At 68.7% G+C, this 19,966-nt stretch carries 19 protein-coding genes and 1 tRNA gene; 9 read left to right on the plus strand and 11 right to left on the minus strand.

Annotation, left to right across the window (positions count from 1 at the left end; translation table 11 throughout):
* Positions 1-92: 92 nt before the first annotated feature.
* Complete coding sequence (locus tag EOJ32_RS12380) at positions 93-1,124, minus strand: hypothetical protein (RefSeq protein ID WP_127898759.1); 1,032 nt, start codon at positions 1,122-1,124, stop codon at positions 93-95.
* Between the two features lie 132 nt (positions 1,125-1,256).
* On the opposite strand from EOJ32_RS12380, the gene EOJ32_RS12385 reads away from it, so the two are divergent.
* The 5 genes from EOJ32_RS12385 to preA all read left to right on the plus strand — a co-directional run bounded on the left by EOJ32_RS12385 (position 1,257) and on the right by preA (position 6,352).
* Positions 1,257-1,625 carry a PepSY domain-containing protein gene (locus EOJ32_RS12385; RefSeq protein ID WP_127898760.1) on the plus strand — a complete coding sequence of 123 codons (369 nt, stop codon included), beginning with the start codon at positions 1,257-1,259 and terminating at the stop codon, positions 1,623-1,625.
* 10 nt (positions 1,626-1,635) lie between these two features.
* Positions 1,636-2,295, plus strand: coding sequence for a response regulator transcription factor (locus EOJ32_RS12390; protein ID WP_127898761.1), 660 nt, complete (start codon positions 1,636-1,638; stop codon positions 2,293-2,295).
* Entirely contained in the window at positions 2,292-3,590 is a 1,299-nt protein-coding gene (locus EOJ32_RS12395) for an ATP-binding protein (RefSeq protein WP_127898762.1), read from the plus strand. Before EOJ32_RS12390 ends, EOJ32_RS12395 begins: the two co-directional genes overlap by 4 nt.
* Positions 3,591-3,687: 97 nt before the next feature.
* Positions 3,688-5,043 carry an NAD(P)-dependent oxidoreductase gene (locus EOJ32_RS12400; protein ID WP_127898763.1) on the plus strand — a complete coding sequence of 452 codons (1,356 nt, stop codon included), beginning with the start codon at positions 3,688-3,690 and terminating at the stop codon, positions 5,041-5,043.
* Between the two features lie 10 nt (positions 5,044-5,053).
* Positions 5,054-6,352 carry an NAD-dependent dihydropyrimidine dehydrogenase subunit PreA gene (gene preA / locus EOJ32_RS12405; RefSeq protein ID WP_045982912.1) on the plus strand — a complete coding sequence of 433 codons (1,299 nt, stop codon included), beginning with the start codon at positions 5,054-5,056 and terminating at the stop codon, positions 6,350-6,352.
* 104 nt (positions 6,353-6,456) lie between these two features.
* On the opposite strand, the gene EOJ32_RS12410 is transcribed toward preA, so the two are convergent.
* Genes EOJ32_RS12410 through EOJ32_RS12420 form a run of 3 tightly spaced genes read right to left on the minus strand, consistent with a single transcriptional unit; the run spans position 6,457 to position 9,832 of the window.
* Positions 6,457-7,926, minus strand: a complete 1,470-nt coding sequence (locus tag EOJ32_RS12410) for a carboxypeptidase M32 (protein ID WP_127898764.1) — start codon at positions 7,924-7,926, stop codon at positions 6,457-6,459.
* Positions 7,923-9,068 carry a heme A synthase gene (gene ctaA / locus EOJ32_RS12415; protein ID WP_045982910.1) on the minus strand — a complete coding sequence of 382 codons (1,146 nt, stop codon included), beginning with the start codon at positions 9,066-9,068 and terminating at the stop codon, positions 7,923-7,925. Before ctaA ends, EOJ32_RS12410 begins: the two co-directional genes overlap by 4 nt.
* Before the next feature lie 35 nt (positions 9,069-9,103).
* Positions 9,104-9,832, minus strand: a complete 729-nt coding sequence (locus EOJ32_RS12420; RefSeq protein ID WP_045998933.1) for an RNA methyltransferase — start codon at positions 9,830-9,832, stop codon at positions 9,104-9,106.
* 68 nt (positions 9,833-9,900) lie between these two features.
* Here EOJ32_RS12420 and EOJ32_RS12425 point away from each other — a divergent pair, with 68 nt between their 5' ends.
* The gene (locus tag EOJ32_RS12425) at positions 9,901-10,503 is read left to right on the plus strand and encodes a thiamine phosphate synthase (protein ID WP_127898765.1); all 603 of its coding nucleotides are present in this window, start codon (positions 9,901-9,903) and stop codon (positions 10,501-10,503) included.
* Here the strand turns inward: EOJ32_RS12425 and purN are convergent.
* On the minus strand, positions 10,500-11,087 hold the full coding sequence (purN, locus tag EOJ32_RS12430) for a phosphoribosylglycinamide formyltransferase (protein WP_127898766.1): 588 nt from the start codon (positions 11,085-11,087) through the stop codon (positions 10,500-10,502). The two genes, EOJ32_RS12425 and purN, sit on opposite strands and share 4 nt — an antisense overlap.
* Positions 11,084-12,124: a phosphoribosylformylglycinamidine cyclo-ligase gene (purM, locus tag EOJ32_RS12435; protein WP_127898767.1), complete on the minus strand. Its 1,041-nt coding sequence runs from the start codon at positions 12,122-12,124 to the stop codon at positions 11,084-11,086. Before purM ends, purN begins: the two co-directional genes overlap by 4 nt.
* Positions 12,125-12,230: 106 nt before the next feature.
* On the opposite strand from purM, the gene EOJ32_RS12440 reads away from it, so the two are divergent.
* Positions 12,231-12,307 (plus strand) — tRNA-Ile (locus EOJ32_RS12440).
* Positions 12,308-12,480: 173 nt separating this feature from the next.
* Positions 12,481-13,041: a DNA topology modulation protein FlaR gene (locus EOJ32_RS12445; protein ID WP_127898768.1), complete on the plus strand. Its 561-nt coding sequence runs from the start codon at positions 12,481-12,483 to the stop codon at positions 13,039-13,041.
* A 17-nt stretch (positions 13,042-13,058) separates the two neighbouring features.
* On the opposite strand, the gene arsJ is transcribed toward EOJ32_RS12445, so the two are convergent.
* From arsJ to EOJ32_RS12470, 5 genes are read right to left on the minus strand one after another with little or no spacing between them, the layout of a single operon-like run.
* Complete coding sequence (gene arsJ, locus EOJ32_RS12450) at positions 13,059-14,324, minus strand: organoarsenical effux MFS transporter ArsJ (RefSeq protein WP_127898769.1); 1,266 nt, start codon at positions 14,322-14,324, stop codon at positions 13,059-13,061.
* Positions 14,321-15,331: an ArsJ-associated glyceraldehyde-3-phosphate dehydrogenase gene (locus tag EOJ32_RS12455; RefSeq protein WP_127898770.1), complete on the minus strand. Its 1,011-nt coding sequence runs from the start codon at positions 15,329-15,331 to the stop codon at positions 14,321-14,323. Before EOJ32_RS12455 ends, arsJ begins: the two co-directional genes overlap by 4 nt.
* A 4-nt stretch (positions 15,332-15,335) precedes the next feature.
* Entirely contained in the window at positions 15,336-16,172 is an 837-nt protein-coding gene (locus tag EOJ32_RS12460; protein ID WP_127898771.1) for an ArsR family transcriptional regulator, read from the minus strand.
* A 60-nt stretch (positions 16,173-16,232) separates the two neighbouring features.
* Positions 16,233-16,919, minus strand: a complete 687-nt coding sequence (locus tag EOJ32_RS12465) for a response regulator transcription factor (protein ID WP_127898772.1) — start codon at positions 16,917-16,919, stop codon at positions 16,233-16,235.
* Positions 16,916-18,496: an ATP-binding protein gene (locus EOJ32_RS12470; protein WP_164871439.1), complete on the minus strand. Its 1,581-nt coding sequence runs from the start codon at positions 18,494-18,496 to the stop codon at positions 16,916-16,918. The genes EOJ32_RS12465 and EOJ32_RS12470 overlap by 4 nt, the downstream gene beginning before the upstream one ends.
* Before the next feature lie 216 nt (positions 18,497-18,712).
* Between EOJ32_RS12470 and EOJ32_RS12475 the strand changes: the two genes are divergently transcribed.
* The gene (locus EOJ32_RS12475; RefSeq protein WP_127898774.1) at positions 18,713-19,966 is read left to right on the plus strand and encodes a glycosyltransferase family protein; all 1,254 of its coding nucleotides are present in this window, start codon (positions 18,713-18,715) and stop codon (positions 19,964-19,966) included.

Raw genomic sequence — 19,966 nt, forward strand, 5'->3', positions numbered from 1 at the left:
CAAGGCAAAGTGTCTTCTTGGCCAGCCCGTCGCGGCATGGAAAAAGGGCCGCCCCGGACGGGACGGCCCTTGCGGCGCAGCCGGCGCCGCGATCAGCGGGCGGTTTCGCGCACCAGCTGGCCCTGCGGGTCCAGTTCCAGGGTGACGGTCTCCCCGTCGGGATTGGTCGCGTCCAGCAGGACCCGCGGTCCCTCCTGGCGCATCAGGCCGAACGCGCTGTAGCCCGCCTGCGTCAGGCGCTGGTTCGCCGCGACGGTGTCGAATTGCGGCGCGGGGGGCATGTCGCCGCGCGGACCGTCATCCCGGGAGCCTTCGGCACGCGGGCCATCACCCCGGGGGCCTTCGGCACGCGGGCCATCACCCCGGGGGCCTTCGGCGCGCGGACCGTCGCCGCGGGGACCATCGCCGTGGGGGCCGTCACCCCGCGGGCCGTGTCCGCGCGGGCCGCGATCGTGGTCACGCCCGCCGCGGCGGTCGTCGTCGCGGCCGAACCGCAGGACGGCCCCCGCCTCGTCAAAGGCCGCGCGCATGTCCTGGCCGCCGGTATCCTCGCCCTTGACCTCGAAGCGGCCGTATTCGGCCTTGATCTCCTCGATCATGCCGAACTGGGCCATGACCTCGTTGCCGCGCACGGCCTGCGGCAGGATTGCGTCGATGATCGGCTGCGGCAGGGCGGTGTCGTCGGTCTCGATCTCGATCAGGCTGTTGTCGGGGGCGAACTTGACCTCGACCTCGGCGCCGTTCTCCTGCCAGCCCTTGACCTCCAGGTGGCGCGGGGTCTGCTTGATCTCCTCGAAGCGGGCGAACAGCGCCATCGCGGGCGTGCCGCGCACGGCACCGGGCAATGCGGCATCGATCAGCGGCGCGGGCAGGCTGCCGTCGTCGGCCTCGATCTTGATCAGGTTGCCGGCCATGTCGAACTCGGCCTCGATCTGGGTGCCGTCCGGCAGATAGCCCTCATATTCGCGCTGGCCGTCGCGCTTGGTCTCGAAGCTGATGCGGTCCAGGTCCAGCCCTTGCAGCATGGAGGGCAGCTCGACGCCGGGTGTCTGGGCGATGGCGGGAACGGTCCCGGCCATGACGGCGATCAGGGCGGCGGTGGATGCAAGATGCTTGCGGGTCATGTGACACTCCTTTGGGTCGATGTCGGCCGGCGGTTCCGGCCCTCTGCGAATCGTTTCTAGCCCAATGCACCCGAACGGATCGCCAATGCGCCGTTTGGTTTCCATTTCCCCCGGACAGGGCATAGTGGCCCCATGACACGTGCCCCGAATCCTCTGATCCTGGTCCTGGCCCTGATGGCACCGCTGGCGGCTTTGCCCCAGCCCGCGCCCCCGGCCGCCCCCCCGCCGGACCCCTGGGCCACCAGCTTTCAGCCGCAACCGTTCCACCGCATGGCCGAGGCGGTCACCGCGCGCTATGACGGCCGCCTGGTCGCGGCCGAGACGCGCCCGCCCCGCCCCGCCGAACGCGCCGCGGGGGTCGAGCTGGTCTATGAGTTCCGCCTGCTGACCACGCAGCGCAACATCCTCAATATCCGCGTGGATGCCCGCACCGGGCGTTTCCTGGAAGTGGCCGGACGCGGCCAGCTGGAGGCGCGCCGCGCGCCCCGCACCCAAGACTGAAGGACCTGACATGCGCGCCCTGATCGTCGAGGACGACCCCCTGCTGGCCGACCAGCTGTCGCAGGCCATGATCCAGGCCGGCTTCGTGACCGACATCGCCCCCGACGGCACCCAGGGAGAGTTCCTGGGCGCCACCGAAAGCTATGACGTGGCTGTGCTGGACCTGGGCCTGCCCGGCCTGCCCGGCATCGAGGTCCTGACCCGCTGGCGCGACCAGGGCATCGCCATGCCGGTCCTGATCCTGACCGCGCGCGGCGACTGGACCGACAAGGTGGCGGGCTTTCGCGCGGGCGCCGACGATTACGCCGTCAAGCCCTTCCGCCTGGAGGAGGTCGTGCTGCGCGCCCAGACCCTGATCCGCCGTGCCGCGGGCCATGCGCGCCCGCAGATCGCGGCCGGGCGGCTGCAGCTGGACGGTCAGCTGGGCGTCATCACCCTGGACGGGATGGCGCTGCGGCTGACGGCGTTTGAACAACGCATCATGACCTATCTGATCACCCATCAGGACCGCGTCATCAGCCGGACCGAACTGTCCGAACACCTCTACGAAGCCGAGACGGACCGCGACTTCAAGTCGATCGAGGTCGTCATCGGCCGCCTGCGCAAGAAGGTCGGCGACGGGATCATCGAGACCCGCCGCGGCGAGGGCTATGTCCTGAGGTCGGCGTGACGCGGTCGATCCGCGGCCGGCTGCTGCTGCTGGCGGCGGTCTGGCTGACGGCGGCGCTGCTGGGGGCGTTCCTGCTGATCGCGCAGCTGCTGGAGGATTTCGTCACCGACCGGTTCGACGCCGAGACGCTGGCCATCGCCGACAGCCTGATCGGCCAGCTGGAGGTCGACGACGACCGGGTCGAACTGGACGACACGCCGCTGGACGTGCGCTTCACCCTGCCGCTGTCGGGTTGGTACTGGCAGGTCATGGCGGGGGATGCGACGGTGGCGCGATCTCCGTCGCTGCTGGACGGGCAGCTGACCGGGCCCGCGGGCGATCTGACCGGCGCGACGGGCCGCGACGCCGATGCGGCGGGCCTGCGCGTCCTGCGCCGAGAGCTGACCATTCCCGACAGCGACGCCCTGATCGCGGTCACCGTGACCGCCCCCCTGGCCGAGATCGAGGGCAGCCTGGCGCAGATCGTGCGCCCGCTGGCGGTCGCGCTGGTGGTGCTGGGGCTGGGCCTGGCCGCCGCCAGCGTGATCCAGGTGACGCTTGGCCTGCGCAGCCTGGACCGCCTGCGGGCCGACCTGGCCCGCGTGCGCGCGGGCGACAGCGACCGGCTGGCCCGCCCCGACGTGTCCGAACTGCGCCCCCTGGCGTCAGAGATCAACGCCGCGCTGGATCAGAACGCGGCCCTTCTGACCCGGTCGCGCCAGCATCTGGGGAACCTAGCCCATTCGCTGAAGACGCCGCTGGCGGCTCTGTCAAACGAGCTGCCGCCCGATCATCAGGGCCAGGCCCTGATCACGCGGATGGATCGCCTGATCGGCTGGCACCTGCGTCGCGCGCGTCAGGCCGGGCCGCGCCTGCTGGGGCAGCGGACCCCGGTCGCGCCGGTCGTCGACGACATTCTGTTGGTGCTCCGCTGGCCCCTGGCCGACCGCGGCATGACCGCCGATGTCGATTGCCCCCCGGACGCGGCCTTTCCCGGCGAACGCCAGGACCTGGAGGAGATGATCGGCAACCTGTCCGAGAATGCCGCCAAATGGGGGCGCACGCGCCTGCGCATCACCGTGCGCACCCCGCCGGACCGCCTGATCCTGCGGATCGAGGATGACGGTCCCGGCCTGCCGCCCGACCAGGCGCCCCTTGCCCTGATGCGCGGCGCGCGGCTGGACGAACTGGGCGCCCCCGGCGCGGGGCTGGGCCTGGCCATCGTGGCCGATCTGGCGGCGCTGCATGGCGGCGAATTGCGGCTGGAACGTTCCGATCTGGGCGGTCTGGCCGCCGTCCTGGACCTGCCTGCCTGAAATTTCCGCAAAGCTTTGCGGCCCATATTTTACCATTTGATAAAAAAATGGACCTGTGTCAGCCTGATTTCACCAACAGGTGAGCCAGGAGACGAAAATGTCCCAAGCGAGATTAAGCCCCGGCGTGGTGCCGGGACGACTGACCCCCGACCAGCTGGCGGCGAACTTCGTCGATGTCGCCCCGCCGCTGGACCGCCACGAGGCGCATGTGGCCGCTGACCGGTGCTATTTCTGCCATGACGCGCCCTGCATCACGGCCTGTCCGACCAGCATCGATATCCCGCTGTTCATCCGCCAGATCGCGACCGACACGCCGGACGCGGCGGCGATGACGATCTTTCACGCCAACATCCTTGGCGGCATGTGCGCCCGTGTCTGTCCCACGGAACAGCTGTGCGAGGGTGCGTGTGTGCGCATGGAGGCCGAGGGCAAGCCGGTCGAGATCGGGGCGCTGCAGCGTTACGCGACAGATGGGCTGATGGCGCAAGGGTCGCACCCCTTCAAGCGCGCCGCCCCCACGGGCAAGCGCGTGGCCGTGGTCGGCGCGGGCCCCGCGGGTCTGGCCTGCGCGCACCGCCTGGCCGCCAAGGGCCATGACATAGTGATCTTCGAGGCGCGGCCCAAGCCGGGGGGCCTGAACGAATACGGCATCGCCAGCTACAAGGCCGTGGACGGGTTTGCGCAGGCCGAGGTCGATTGGCTGATGGGCATCGGCGGGATCGAGCTGCGCCACGACCAGGCGATCGGCCGCGACATCACCATGGCCTCGCTGCAGTCCGAATACGATGCGGTGTTCCTGGGCACGGGCCTGGGCGGCGTGAACGCGCTGCGCGCCGACGGCGAGGACCGCACGCATGTGCTGGACGCCGTCAGCTTCATCCGCGACCTGCGCCAGGCCAGCGATCTGGGCACCCTGCCCGTCGGCCGCGACGTGGTGGTGATCGGCGGCGGCATGACCGCCGTGGATGCCGCCGTACAGGTCCGCCTGCTGGGCGCCGAGAACGTCAGCATCGTCTATCGCCGCGGTCAGGACCGCATGGGCGCCAGCCGCCATGAACAGGACCACGCGACCGCCAGCGGCGTGCGGATCATCTGCAATGCGGCGCCCCTGGCGGTCCATGGCAACGGCGCGGTGACCGAGGTCGAGTTCGCCTATACCCAGGACGGCCCCGACGGGCTGCACGTGACCGAGGACCGGTTCCGCCTGCGGGCCGACCAGGTGTTCCGCGCCATCGGCCAGCGCCTGGACGGCCCGCCCGAGGGGCTGGAGCTGGCCGGGGGCAAGATCCTGGTGACCGGGCCGGGCCGCACGACGCTGGACGGGGTCTGGGCCGGGGGCGATTGCGCATCCGGCGGCGACGACCTGACCGTGACCGCGGTGGCCGAAGGCCGCGACGCGGCAGAAGACATCGACGCCCGGCTGACCGGACGTCCCGTCGAAATCCCCGGCTGAGGACGAACCCATGGCAGACCTGCGCAGCAATTTCATCGGGATCAAGTCCCCGAACCCCTTCTGGCTGGCCTCGGCCCCGCCGACCGACAAGGAATACAACGTCCGCCGCGCCTTCCAGGCCGGTTGGGGCGGCGTGGTGTGGAAGACGCTCGGGTCCGAAGGCCCGCCCGTCGTCAACGTGAACGGCCCGCGATACGGCGTGATCCACGGTGCCGACCGCCGCGTCCTGGGCATCAACAACATCGAGCTGATCACCGACCGACCCCTTGAGGTGAACCTGCGCGAGATCAAGTCGGTCAAGCGCGACTATCCCGACCGGGCGCTGATCATCAGCCTGATGGTGCCCTGCGACGAGGACAGCTGGCGCGACATCCTGGCCAAGATCGAGGATACCGGCGCCGACGGGGTCGAGCTGAACTTCGGCTGCCCGCACGGCATGGCCGAGCGCGGCATGGGATCGGCCGTGGGCCAGGTGCCGGAATACATCGAGATGGTGACCCGGTGGGTCAAGCAGTATTCCCGCATGCCCTGCATCGTGAAGCTGACGCCCAACATCACCGATGTCACCAAGCCGGCCGAGGCCGCCAGGCGGGGCGGCGCCGATGCGGTCAGTCTGATCAACACGATCAACTCGATCACCTCGGTCGATCTGGACCTGTTCGCGCCCCAGCCCACCATTGACGGCAAAGGCAGCCATGGCGGCTATTGCGGCCCGGCGGTCAAGCCCATCGCGCTGAACATGGTGGCCGAGATCGCGCGCAACCCGGCAACCGCAGGCCTGCCCATCAGCGGCATCGGCGGCGTCACCACATGGCGCGACGCAGCCGAGTTCATGGCGCTTGGCGCGGGCAATGTGCAGGTCTGCACGGCGGCGATGACCTATGGCTTCAAGGTGGTCCAGGAGATGATCACCGGCCTGCACGATTATCTGGACAGCCATGAGATGGGCCTGTCCGACCTGATCGGCCGCGCGGTGCCCAACGTGCGCGACTGGCAGCAGCTGAACCTGAACTATGTCACCAAGGCGGTGATCGACCAGGATGCCTGCATCAGCTGCGGCCGCTGCTATGCCGCGTGCGAAGATACCAGCCACCAGGCCATCGCCATGAAGCCGGGCCGCGTCTTCGAGGTGATCGAGGAGGAATGCGTCGCCTGCAATCTGTGTGTCGATGTCTGCCCGGTCGAGGACTGCATCACCATGCGTGAGCTGGAGATCGGCGAGATCGACAAGCGCACCGGCATTCCTCGCGGCGAATACGCGAACTGGACCAGCCATCCGAACAACCCGATGGCCCGCGCTGCCGAGTGATCCGATGCGGCTGGGAAGCCTTGCGCCCCCGGGCCATCCGCAGGGTATTTGGTGAACGAAAAAGCCCCGCGGCGCCGGCCGCGGGGCTTTGTCATGCGGGACGATCACAGACCGTAGATGCGGCCGAACTTCTGTTCCAGATAGTCCAGAAGCGGGTCGGGGCCGATGGGCCGGCCCGCGGCGGTCTCGATCACCTCGGTCGGGGTCATCAGGCCGCCGTGGCGCTGAACGTTCTCGCGCAGCCATTCGGTGGCGGGGGTCGCGTCGCCCTGGGCCAGGGACGCGTCCAGATCAGGCACCGCGCCGCGCAAGGCCTGGTTCAGGCAGCCTGCATAGACATTGCCCAGGGCATAGGTCGGGAAATAGCCGAAAAGGCCCACCGACCAATGGACATCCTGCAGCACGCCGTTCGCGGGACGATCGACCGCGACGCCGAAATCCTTGAGGAAGCGCGCGTTCCACGCCGCCTCCAGGTCCTGCGTATCCAGCCGCCCCGAGATCAGGTCTCGTTCAAGATCAAAGCGCAGCATGACGTGCAGGTTGTACTGCACCTCGTCCGATTCGGTGCGGATATAGCCCGGCGTGACGCGGTTGACCGTCGCATAGAAGGCGTCGGGATCGGTGATGTTCAGCCCGTCGAAGGCCTCGGACATGCGTTCGAACAGCCAGCCTGTGAAGGCGCGGCCGCGGCCCAGCTGGTTCTCGTAGATGCGGCTCTGGCTTTCGTGGACGCCCATGGACACGCCGCGCCCCAGGGGGGTGAAGGCGTAATCGGGGTCTATGCCCAGCTCATAGCTGGAATGGCCGACCTCGTGGATGGTGGAGTAGAGACAGTTGAACGGATCCGTCTCGACCACCCGCGTGGTGATGCGGCTGTCCTGCCAGCGCCCCGAGCTGAAGGGATGCACGGCCAGATCCATCCGCCCCCGCGTCCAGTCATAACCGAAGGCCGTGGCGCAGGCGCGGGCCAGACGCAGCTGGGTCTCCTGCGGGAAATGGCCCTTCAGCGCCTGCGGCTGATCGGCACCCAGGACGTCGTCGCGCAGCGCGACCAGGCGCGGGCGCATCGCGTCGAACAGCGTCGCCAGACGCGCCCCGGTCATGCCGGGTTCGTAATCCTCCAGCAGCGCGTCATAAAGATCGCCGCCATCGGCCAGGCACGCGGCCTCCTCGCGCTTCAGCATCAGGACCTGATCCAGGGTCGGCAGGAAATCCGCGGGCGCGTCCTTGGCGCGGGCCTCGGCCCAGATGCCCTGGGCCAGCGAGGTCAGCCGCGCCAGTTCGGAGGCCAGCCGCGCGGGAATGCGGCTGCTGCGGGCGAAATCGCGCGCGATCAGGGCTACGGCGCGGCGGTCGGCGGGGCTTTGCGGATCGGCCGCGTCCAGCCATTCGCCGATGCGCGGATCGGTGCGGCGGTCGTGCAGCACCTCCTCCATCGCGCCCATCTCCTCGGCACGCTGTTCGGCGGCACCGCGGGGCATCACGGTCTCCTGGTCCCAACCCAACCGTTCGGCGACGGAGGACAGGGCTTCGGTCTGGCGCTGGAAGGCCAGCAGGTCGGTCAGCGCGGTCATCGGATCGCCCCCCGGATCGAGGTTTCAAAGGGATAGCGCGCATGGTGGCGCGCCCGCAGGATCATCGCGAACAGCACGACGGCGCCGAACTGGTGCGTCAGGGCCAGGTGCAGGGGCGATGCGTGGATCACGTTCAGGATGCCAAGCCCGATCTGTGCGGCCATCGCCACGATCATGACGCTGAAGGCGCCGCGCGTCACCGGATGGGGCGACCGGCGTGCCCGCAGCCACACGACGACGGCGAAGATCGCCAGCAGATAGCCGGTCATGCGGTGGATGAACTGGACCAGGGCCGGGTTCTCGAAGAAGTTCCGCCAGCCCAGGGTGCCGTCCCAGATCGCCGCCGGGATCCATTCGCCGCCCATGGTGGGCCAGCCGGTATAGGTGCGGCCCGCGTCGATGCCCGCGACCAGCGCGCCCAGCAGGATCTGCACGAAGGTCAGGTGCATCAGCCCCGTGGACATGCGGAACAGCTTGGCCTCTCCGGCGCGGCGCGCGCGCATCAGCTCGGCCTCGGACCGCGACAATTGCAGGACGTACCAGGTGATCAGGCCCAGGATCAGGAAGGCGATGCCCAGATGCGTGGCCAGGCGATAGGACGCGACACGCAGCATCCCCTCGTTCAGGCCCGAGCTGACCATCCACCAGCCGATCGCGCCCTGCAGGCCGCCAAGCGCCCCCAGGGACAGCAGGCGGGGCGTCCAGCCTGTGGGAATGCGCGACGTGGCCCAGAAGAAGACGAAGCCAAGTGCCCAGACCAGACCGACCACGCGGCCCAGCAGGCGGTGCCCCCATTCCCACCAGTAGATGTACTGGAATTCCGACAGCGACATGCCGCGGTTCAGCTCCTGGTACTGCGGGATCTGGCGGTAGAGGTCGAATTCGCTCTGCCAGTCGGCGGCGTTCATGGGCGGGATGGCCCCGGTCACGGGTTTCCATTCGGTGATCGACAGGCCCGACCCGGTCAGGCGCGTGGCGCCGCCCACGACGATCATCGCCAGGACCAGCACGAACAGCACGGCAAGCCAGGCGCGGATCGCGCGCCGCGCGCCGCGGGGGCGGGCATCGATCATGCCGGTGGTCTGGACGGGTCGGGCTGCGGTCGGGTCCGAGACTTCCTGGAAGACAGGTCGCTTGGCCATCGCAAGGCTCCTTTCGGGCGGAGGTTAGGGGCGGGTCAGCGCCGGGTCAACTGACGCAGGACGCCGTGCAGGATCCGCACGTCGCCCTTGGTCAGGGTCAGGCGCGACCACATGTTGCGCATGTTCAGACGCATCGACGCGGCCTTGGTTTCCGGGAAGAAGAACCCGGCCTGGGTCAGCTGGTCGTCGTAATGGTCGCCCAACCGCTCGATCTCGATGCGGTCGGCGGGGGCTTCGGCCTCCGACCGGCGCAGATGGGGCGCGGGTTCGGGCGGCAGGATGTCGCGGCCGAATTCGTATCCCATCAGCAGGACGGCCTGGGCCAGGTTCAGCGACGGGAAATCGGGGTTCACCGGCACCGTCACGATGGCGTTGGCCCGCGCGATGTCGTCATTCTCCAGCCCCGTGCGTTCGGGGCCGAAGATGATCGCGGAGCGGCCATCATGGGCGCGGGCCTGGGCCATCGCGGTGGCGGGCGTGAAGACGGGCTTGGTCAGTTCGCGCCCGCGCGCCGTGGTGGCATAGGCATAGTCGATGCCCTCCATCGCCAGGGCCAGCGTTGGATAGACGCGGGCCGTGTCCAGCACGCGGCCCGCCGCCCCCGAGGCCATGGCGACGGCCTTGGGGTTGGGCCAGCCGTCGCGCGGATCGACGATGCGCATGTCGGTCAGGCCGAAATTCAGCATGGCGCGGGCGGCCGCGCCGATGTTCTCGCCCATCTGCGGGCGCACGAGGATGATGACGGGTTGGCGTTCGATCTGCATGGTCCGGCAGATAGTCCGTCTGGCGGCGGCGGGCAAGCTGCGCTATCTGCGACACAAAGGAGATCGCCATGACCGACGCCCCTCAACTGTACCTGATGACCCCTGCCGGCGCCCAGGCATCCAGCCTGGCACCGATGCTGGCCGAGGTGATGGACCGCGTGGCCCCCGCCTGCCTGCGCATCCGCGGCGGCGCCGAGGAGGACGAGCTGGGCCGCCTGGCCGACATGGCACGCGAGATCGCCCATGCCCGCGACGTGGCCGTGGTGATCGACGATCACGTCAAGCTGGCGCTGCGCCACGGGCTGGACGGGGTGCACCTGAACGACGGGGCCAAGGCCGTGCGCTATGCCCGAAAGGAGCTGGGCGACGACGCGATCGTCGGCGCGTTCTGCGGCACGTCGCGCCACGAGGGCATGAACGCGGCCGAGGCGGGTGCGGATTACGTCGCCTTTGGTCCGGTCAGCGACAGTGCGCTCTATCGTGGCGATCCGGTCGAGCTGGAGCTGTTCCAGTGGTGGTCCGAGATGATCGAGGTGCCGGTCGTGGCCGAAGGCGCCATCACGCGAGAGCTGATCACCCAGCTGACGCCGATCACCGACTTCATCGCCCTGGGCCCCGAGATCTGGACCCAGGAAGACCCGGCCGCGACACTGGCCCTGCTTTGGGGCTAAAGGACCAGGGGCGTCCGGTGGCCTGACGCGAACCGCCGCAGCACCGCCGGGTACAGGCGGTGTTCCTGCACCAGCACACGCGCGGCCAGGGTCGCGGCGTCATCGCCGGGCAGGATCGGCACGCGCGCCTGCCCCAGGGCCGGCCCTGCGTCCAGTTCCGGCGTGACCAGGTGCACGGTGCAGCCGGCCTCGGCGTCACCGGCGGCGATGGCGCGGGCATGGGTGTCGAGACCGGGGTACTTGGGCAAAAGAGAAGGATGGATGTTCAGCATCCGCCCCTGAAACCGCTGCACGAATTCGGGCGTCAGGATGCGCATGAAGCCAGCCAGGCAGATGATGTCGGGCCGGGCCGCCAGCAGCGGCTGAAGCAGCGCCTGTTCGAACCCCGCCCGGTCGCGCGGAAAGTCGCGGTGATCGACGGACGCGGTCGGCACGCCCAGTTCGGCGGCACGGGCCAGTCCGCCCGCCTGCGGATCGTTCGACGCGACCAGTACGGGGCGCGCCGGGTGATCGCCGGTCATGTCCTGCAGCAGGCGGATCATGTTCGACCCGCCCCCCGAGATCAGGATCGCGACCCGTTTCACGCAAGCGTGCCGGAATAGCGTACGCCCGCGCCCGCCGTGACGGTGCCAAGGCGATGCACCGTCTCTCCCTGCTGGGACAGCAGGTCGGTCAGCGCATCGGCGCGGTCGGCGGCCACGACCAGGATCATGCCGATGCCGCTGTTGAAGGTCTTGAGCATCTCGGACGTCTCAATCCCTCCGGCCTGGGCCAGCCAGGCGAAGACGGGGGGCAGCGGCCAGCTGCCCAGGTCGATGTCCGCGCCCAAGTCCTTGGGCAGGACGCGGGGCAGGTTCTCGGTCAGGCCGCCGCCGGTGATATGGGCCAGCGCATGCACGCCGCCAGCGCGGATCGCGGCCAGGGCGGGCTTGACGTAGAGCCGCGTGGGCGTCAGCAGCGCCTCTCCCAGGGTGGTGTCGGCGAAGGGCGCGGCGTCGGACCACGCCAGACCGGCGCGTTCCGCGACCTTGCGGACCAGCGAATAGCCGTTGGAATGCACGCCGTCCGAGGCCAGGCCCAGCAGCACGTCCCCCTGCCCCACGCCCGCGGGAAGCGCCGCGTCGCGGTTCATCGCGCCCACCGCAAAGCCCGCAAGGTCGAAATCGCCGTCGTGATACATGCCGGGCATCTCGGCGGTCTCTCCGCCGATCAGGGCACAGCCGGCGGCCTTGCAGCCGCGGGCGATCCCCTCGACCACGCGGGCACCCTCGTCTACGGACAGCTTGCCGGTGGCGAAATAGTCCAGGAAGAACAGCGGCTCGGCGCCCTGGCAGACAAGGTCGTTCACGCACATCGCGACCAGGTCCTGGCCCAGACCGTCCAGATGCCCGGTGTCGATACCGATGCGCAGCTTGGTGCCCACGCCATCGGTGGCGGCGACCAGGATCGGGTCGTCATAGCCCGCAGCCTTGAGGTCGAACAGCGCGCCGAACCCGCCAAGCGCATCCATGACGCCCGGCCGCTGCGTGGCGGCGGCGGCGGGCTTAATCCGTTCGACCAGCGCGTTCCCCGCGTCGATGTCGACGCCTGCGTCGCGATAGCTGATCCCGTTCTGTGTCATGTCGGCCCCCGGCTGATGTCGGCCCCCCGATAGCGGAACCGCACCCATTGGGCAACGCCCAAGCTTGACCTGACCGCCATGCGGCACTAGGCAATGCGTGCTGCGGGGGCCTGTAGCTCAATTGGTTAGAGCAGGGCGCTCATAACGCCTTGGTTGCGGGTTCAAGTCCTGCCGGGCCTACCATCCCCACACCGCCGACCGATCCCACGCATGGACGTCCTCCGCGCCGCGAGGTTGCGGAACCAGCGTCTCGCAAGGATCGGCGTGAATCGTCCCAAGCTGAAATTATCCTGCCAAATCCGAACCAATCCGCGTAGATCGTGTTGATCGCGCGTTCGTGAGCGGTTGGGGGATGGATGAGTTTGGTGACACGGGTGATGGTTCTGGGCGGGTCAGGGACGGGAAAGTCCTGGCTGGCGATGCGGCTGGCCGCATTGGCCGGCCTGCCCGCGTACCACATGGACCAGCTGAGCTGGATGCCGGGCTTTGTCCATCGCAGCACCGGCGAGCTTGATGCCCTGACCCGCGAGATCCATGCGCAGGAGCACTGGATCATCGAGGGCGGTCATTACGAGACGATGCATGAACGCGCCGCCCGCGCCCATCTTCTGATCTGGGTCGATCCATCCAGGCCGGTGCAGGTCGCCCGCGTCGCATGGCGGTCGCTGCGTTATCACAACCGCACGCGGCCGGGCATGGGAGAGGGGTGCCGCGAGACGTTCGGCTGGCACACGCTGGATGCCATCGCCTATGCCCGCACCTCGCGGCAGTTTCATCGCGACCGCGCGTCCGAGGTCATCGCTGCCGCAGGACCCCGCCTGGCGCTTGCGCATATCCGGTCAGGGTGGCAGGCGCGGCGGTTCCTGCGCCGCTGCGCGTCCGTGCCGCGCACGCGGGGTTTTCTGCTGCAACCGTAAAGGATGCGGGACGGCCTTCAGCGGGCCGGCCCCACGCTTTCCGGGTTGTCGATCAGCAGGCGGCGTGCCGCCCACCAGCTGGCCGCCGCCATCGCGCCGGCGGTGGCCAGGCACAGCGGCAGCCCACCGACCTGATAGGACAGGCCCGACAGCAGCGTCCCGATCAGGCGGCCCGCCGCGTTCGCCATGTAATAGAACCCGACATCCCGCGTGATCCGCTGTGCCTGACCAAAGGCCAGGATCAGGTATGAATGAACGGACGAATTGACCGCAAAGACGAAGCCGAAGACCAGCAGCCCCAGAACCAGCAGCATCGTCAGCCACGGCGCAGGATCGCCCGCGATCACGACCGCCGCCGCCATCACGAAGGGGATGGGCACCAGCCGACCTGCCCACCGGACCGCGTCCCGGGTGATCTGCGCCTCGGGTCGGCCGGCGCCGCCCAGGATGCGCGGGGCGGCGGCCTGAACCGCGCCATAAAGGATGATCCACAGCGCCATGAAACCGCCGACCAGAAAGAAGGCCTCGCGCCGCCCTTCGGCGGTGCCATCGGACAGGACGGCCTGAAAGTAGATCGGGATGCCCACCACGAACCACACGTCGCGCGCACCGAACAGGAACATGCGCGCCAGGGACAGCCGGTTCACGCGGCTGTCCCGCGACCGCCAGCCTGACCATCCTTCGGCCGCCTTCACCCGACCGGGCAGGCCCGCGGGCAGGAACAGGACCACCGCCACCAGGATTGCGGCCAGCACCGCGGCCATGCCCCAGATCGCTGCCTGGAACCCCGCAAGGGCCAGCAGTGCGGCGCCCAGGAAAAAGCCCAGGCCCTTGACGGCGTTTTTGGACCCGGTCAGCGCAGCCACCCATCGGAACAGCCCGCCATCAGCGGCGGGGGCAAGGACCTTGACCGCGGATTTCGACGACATCTTGGACAGATCCTTGGCGACACCCGACGCGCCCTGCACCGCCATCACAAACATCACCGATGCCGTGACGCTCCATGCCGGGTCCAGCTGCGCCAGCGTCGCCAAAGCCGCGATCTGGATGCCCAGGCCCGCGTACAGGGTCGCCGCCAGCCCGAACCGGGCCGCCAGCCAGCCCGCGGCCAGGTTCGTGACGATCCCCGCAGCCTCGTACAGCAGGAACAGCCACGCCAGCTGGACCGGGGAAAAGCCCAGTCCGTTGAAGTGCAGCAGCACCAGCATGCGCAACGCGCCGTCCGACAGCATGAACGCCCAATAGGCCGCCGTCACCGCGGCATAGGCGCGGACCGGGTTCATGCCATCCGTCCCGCGACCATGCGCGCGACATCGACCAGCCGGCAGGCATAGGCCCATTCGTTGTCGTACCAGGCATAGATTTTGACCTGCGTCCCGTTCACGACCATCGTCGATCCCGCGTCGATGATCGCGCTGCGCGGATCGTTGACATAGTCGGTCGACACCAGCGGCCGCGTCTCATAGCCCAGGATGCCGTCCAGCGGTCCCGCCGCGGCGGCGGCGAACAGGGCGTTGACCTCCTCCACGCTTGTCGGGCGCTCGACCTCGAACACGCAGTCGGTCAACGAGGCGTTCAGCAGCGGCACCCGGACCGCGTGGCCGTTCAGCCGACCCTTCAGTTCGGGATAGATCAGCGTGATCGCCGTGGCGCTGCCGGTCGTCGTGGGAATGAGGTTCATCAGCGCCGAGCGCGCGCGGCGCATATCCTTGGCCGGTCGGTCGACGATGGTCTGTGTGTTGGTGACGTCATGGATCGTGGTGATTGACCCGTGGCGGATGCCCAGGGCCTCGTGGACGACCTTGACCACCGGGGCCAGGCAGTTCGTCGTGCAGCTGGCCGCCGTCACGATCCGCTGGCTGCCGTCATAGAGGTGATGGTTCACGCCATAGACCAGGTTCAACGCCCCGCCATCCTTGACCGGTGCGCTGACCACGACACGCGCCACGCCCGCATCGAAATAGGGCGCGATCCGGTCCGCGGTCTTGAACACGCCCGTCGCGTCGATCACCAGGTCGACCTCCAGGTCACGCAGCGGCAGGGCGTCGATGGTCCGGTGATGCGTCAGCGGGATGCGGTTGCCATCCAGGACCAACGCTGCGCCGTCTGCCGCGACGGGCTTGGGCCAGCGGCCGTGAACGCTGTCGAATTCCATCAGCAGGGCGTGCTGATCGGCATCGCCCGCCGCGTCGTTCAGCAGGACGATCCGGTCCCCCAGGCCCAGGTCGAACATCCGGCGCAGGGCCAGCTTTCCGATGCGGCCCAGGCCATTCAGTGCGATTCGGGTCATGGGATCAGTCCTTGGCAAGTTCGCGGGCATCAATCTGATCAACCCGGTTCTGAAGCGAGATTCGGTCCAGGCTGGCCACCGGCAGGGCGGCAAAGGCTTCGATCCGGCGGCGCAGGGCGGCATAGGTCCGGGCAAAGACCAGCGCCCGTTCGGCGTCCGTCCCCTGCGCCTTGACCGGGTCGGACAGTCCCCAATGCCCGGTGATCGGCTGGCCGGGCCAGGGGGGGCATTCCTCGGCCGCGGAGGTGTCGCAGACGGTGAAGACGAAATCCATCCTGGGGGCGTCGGGTGACTGGAACTCGGACAGATGCTTGGACCGCAGGGTGGTCGTGTCGTGGCCGTTGCGGTCCAGCACCTGCAGCGCAAGGGGGTTCGGATGCGTCCCCGCCCGGGTGCCTGCCGAATGGGCGATGAACCGATCGCCGCCCAGATCGCGCAGCAGCGCCTCGGCATAGAGCGATCGGGCGGAATTGCCTGAACAGATGAACAGGACATGGAAACCGGTATGCGTCACGGTCGGCTCCTTGGATTGTGGGATGCTGGTCAGAACGTCCGGGCGCGCGCGGCCAAGGTCCATTGCCAGATAGCCCAGCAGGCGGCCCGTCGCATCGACATCGATCGAATAGAGCAGCGACCGCCCCTGTCGCCGCACGGCGACAAGGCCGCATCCCGTCAGGTCGGACAGGTAGTGCGACAGGGTGTTCGGCTTCAGCCCCAGCGCCTGCGCGATCTCGGTCGGGCGGACGGCGCGGGGGGCAAAACGCATCAGAAGCCGGGCGACGGCAAGGCGCCCGGGATGGCCAAGGGTAGCGAAGGCATTGGCGGCGCGGTCATGTTCCATGATTCCCGAATAATAGAATAATGACCCCGGCGCCAGTGAAGCTTTCATGACAGGACCGCGTCACCGGGCCGACAGCAGATACCCGAAGCCGCGCTGGTTGTGGATCATCCGCTCATCACCGTCCTGATCCAGCTTCTTGCGCAGATAGGCGATATAGACCTCGACGATGTTGGTCTGCGGGTCGAAATTGTATCCCCAGACACCCTTCAGGATGTCCACGCGCGACTGAACCTTGTCGGGACGCTCTGCCAAAAACCGCAGCAGCGAGAACTCGGTCGCCGTCAGGTCCAGGTCGCGGTCGCGTCGCGTCGCGGTCTTGGTGTCCAGGTCCAGGCACAGATCGCCGATGACGATGCGGGACGGGCGGTCCTCGCGCGCAGGCGCACGGCGCAGCAGGACCGCGATGCGGGCCAGCAGTTCCTCGAAGGCGAAGGGCTTGGTCATGTAGTCGTCGGCCCCTGCGCCCAGCCCCTCCAGTTTCTCGGCCAGCGCGTCCTTGGCGGTCAGCATCAGGATCATCACGTCATGGCCGGCCGCGCGGATCTCCTGGCACAGGTCGGCGCCGTCGCCGTCGGGCAGCATCCGGTCCAGCACCACCAGGTCATAGCCCCCGTCACGCAACCGCTGGTCCAGCCCAGCCGCGCAGTCGGCCAGATCGACGTGATAGCCCTCGGCCGTCAGGCCACCGGCCAGCAGGGCGGCGATCTCGGTGTCGTCCTCGACCACCAGGACGCGATCGGGGCTCATGCGACGGCCCTGCGTGCCAACGGCATGGTAATCTCGACCACGGCGCCGCGGCCGGGCGCGCTGTCGATGCGGATGGCGCCGTCATGCTGGTCGACGATCCATTTCGCGATGGACAGCCCAAGGCCCAACCCGCGACCCGACCGCGGCCGCGACGGGCGCGCGCTGTAAAAGCGGGTGAAGGCGCTGCCCAGTTCATCGCCCGTAAAGCCCGGTCCCTGGTCGCGCACGCGGATATGGGCGTGATCCTGTGACTGCGCCAGCTCCAGGCTGACGGTGGTGTCGGCGGGCGCCAGGCGGATCGCGTTATCCAGCGCGATCAGCACGGCCTGACGCAGGCGGTCGGGGTCACCGCGCACCTCGACCGGTTCGCTGGGCTGGCTGGGACGGATGCGCACGCCGGGGCGCATCGCCATGTTCTGGCCGTCCAGCAGCACGTCGCCCACGATGTCCTGCAGCACGACACGCGTGCGGTTGACCATGATCGAGCCCGATTCCGACCGCGCCAGGAACAAGAGGTCATCGATTAGCCGCCCGATCTGGTCGGTCTTGCGCACGATCTCGGACAGCACCTGCTGCAGGGTGGCGGCATCGGCGTCGGGGGTGCGGATCGCCATCTCGGCTTGGCCGCGCAGGATCGTCAGCGGCGTGCGCAGCTCGTGGCTGATATCGGCGAAGAAGTTCGCGCGGCTGGCATCGACCGACCGCAGCCGATCGTTGCTGGCCACCAGCGCCTCCGACCGTTCGCGCAGTTCGCGGGTGCGCTCCTCGACCTGCTGGGACAGCGTGGACTGCGCCTGCAGCAGGCTGTCGCGCTGGTCGCGGATCTGTCCGGTCATCTGGTTGAAGCGGCGCGACAGGTTGCCCAGCTCGTCGGGCGACGGATTGTCGATCACATGCGTCAGATCGCCCCGCCCGACTGCCTCGGCCCCCGCGTAGAGCGCCGAGACGGGGCGCAGGATCGCGCGGTTCATCATCACGATGTTCGCGACGCCCAAGACCGCCACGACCACGATCAGCCCGATGGCCAGATCGACGGCGCGCTCCGACAGGCGGGACGAACTGGCCAGCGCCTCGGCAACCTCGGCACGTTCGCGCACCGTCGCCTCCTCGACCAGCTCCAGCAGCACCTGCCCCAGCTGGTGATAGATGCGCGTGTTGAACACCTGCAGCGCCTCTGCGCGCCGACCCGCCTGCAGGTGATCCTGGATCAGCAGGCGCGACTGGTCGATCTCCTGCACCTTGATCTCCATCTGGGCGACGCGGTCCAGTCCGCCCCAGGTCGCATCGGGCTCTCCGGCCAGCGCATGCTCCTCGCGGATCAGGTCGCGCTGGCGCTGCAGCCCGGACAGCAGCGAATCGCGCGCCTCGCGGATCTCGGCGTCCTGGTCCCCGGCGACGAACAGTTCTGCGATCTGAGCGGACAGCTTGTTTGCGTCGACCGCCACCAGGTTGATGTTGCGCAGCTGCGCATAGGATGTCTGAAGCTGCCGCCGGTCCTCGCGCGTCAGGCCCAGCCCGATGATGATCGCCAGACACACAAGCGTGACCGTGACTAGGCCGGCCAAATGACTGAGCATGATTTTCGTGCGGATTCTCATGGCTTTGCGTTCCCGGCCGGTGGCGGCACGGTGCCGCCTGAGACGGCAGACTAGCGCAACTTCGCAGCCGTAAAAACGCCGATGCGCGGCTCTAATGATCTTCTAATTTGCAGCTTTGGATCGCACGCCAATATTTTGGAAGCACGAAGACGCTGCCGTCCAATCACCTTCGCACACCCAGATCCCGAGGGCCCGATGACCAAGATGAACCCCGCCGATCCGCTGCAATACGCCGCCGCGCTGCGCCGTCAGCGGACCCGCGCGCCGCGGGTGGTCCTGTATTCGCACGACACTCTGGGCTTTGGTCATCTGCGGCGCAACATGCTGCTGGCGCAGGCGATCCGCGACTGCGGTCACGACCCCGAGGTGCTGCTGGTGGCCGGCATGCGCGAGGCCGGGGCATTCGCCCTGCCCGCGGGCGTCGACTGCCTGACGCTGCCGGCCTATGCCAAGGCCTCCGACGGCACCTATCATGCCCGCGACCTGGGCATCGGGGTCGACGCGCTGTGCGACATCCGCGCGGCGACGATCCGGGCCGCCGTCAAGAACTTTCAGCCCGACCTGATGATCGTCGACAACGTGCCCCGCGGTGCCCAGTACGAGCTGGGCCCGACCCTGCGCGCACTGAAGCGGTCGGGCCGCACGCGGATCGTGCTGGGGCTGCGCGACATCATCGACCGGCCGTCCGTCATGCGACAGCAATGGCTGCGCCAGCGCAACTTCGAGGCGCTGCAAGATCATTACGACGACATCTGGGTCTATGGCGACCCGGCGTTCTTTCCCACGGCCGACGAATACGGGCTGGGCCCCGAACTGTCCGCCCGCGTGACCTATACCGGCTATCTGGACCAGCGGGCGCGCCTGTCGCCCGATGCGCAGGGGGCCGACCCGCTGCAGGTGACGGGAGGCGATGCACGCCCGTTCGTTTTGTGCCAGGTGGGCGGCGGGCGCGACGGGGTGGCCCTGTGCACGGCCTTCGCCGCGGCGCCCATGCCCGCGGGCCATCAGGGCATCCTGATCACTGGCACGCAGATGCCGCCCGAGGCACGGGCCCGCGTGGCGGCGCTGGCGCAGGGCCGGACCGACCTGACCGTGGTCGATTTCGTGGCCGAACCGGTGGGGCTGGCCGCGCGCGCGGCGGCGCTCGTGGCGATGTGCGGCTACAATACCGCCTGCGAGATGATGTCGTTCGGCCTGCCGTCGCTGATGGTCCCGCGGGTCCGGCCGCGCACCGAACAACTGATCCGCGCGCAGCGCATGCAGGATCGCGGCATCGCCGACATGATTCATCCCGATGCGCTGTCGCCCGCCGCCATCGGCGACTGGCTGGGCCGCGCGGTGACCCGGCAGGCCGGACCCCGCGGCGTGGACCTGGACGGGCTGTCGCGCGTCACCGCGATGGCCACGCGGATGCTGGCCCCCCGCAAATCCCTGCGCCGCCTGGCCTGA

It is taken from the genome of Paracoccus sp. Arc7-R13 (assembly GCF_004010775.1).
Classification (GTDB): Bacteria; Pseudomonadota; Alphaproteobacteria; order Rhodobacterales; family Rhodobacteraceae; genus Paracoccus; species Paracoccus marcusii.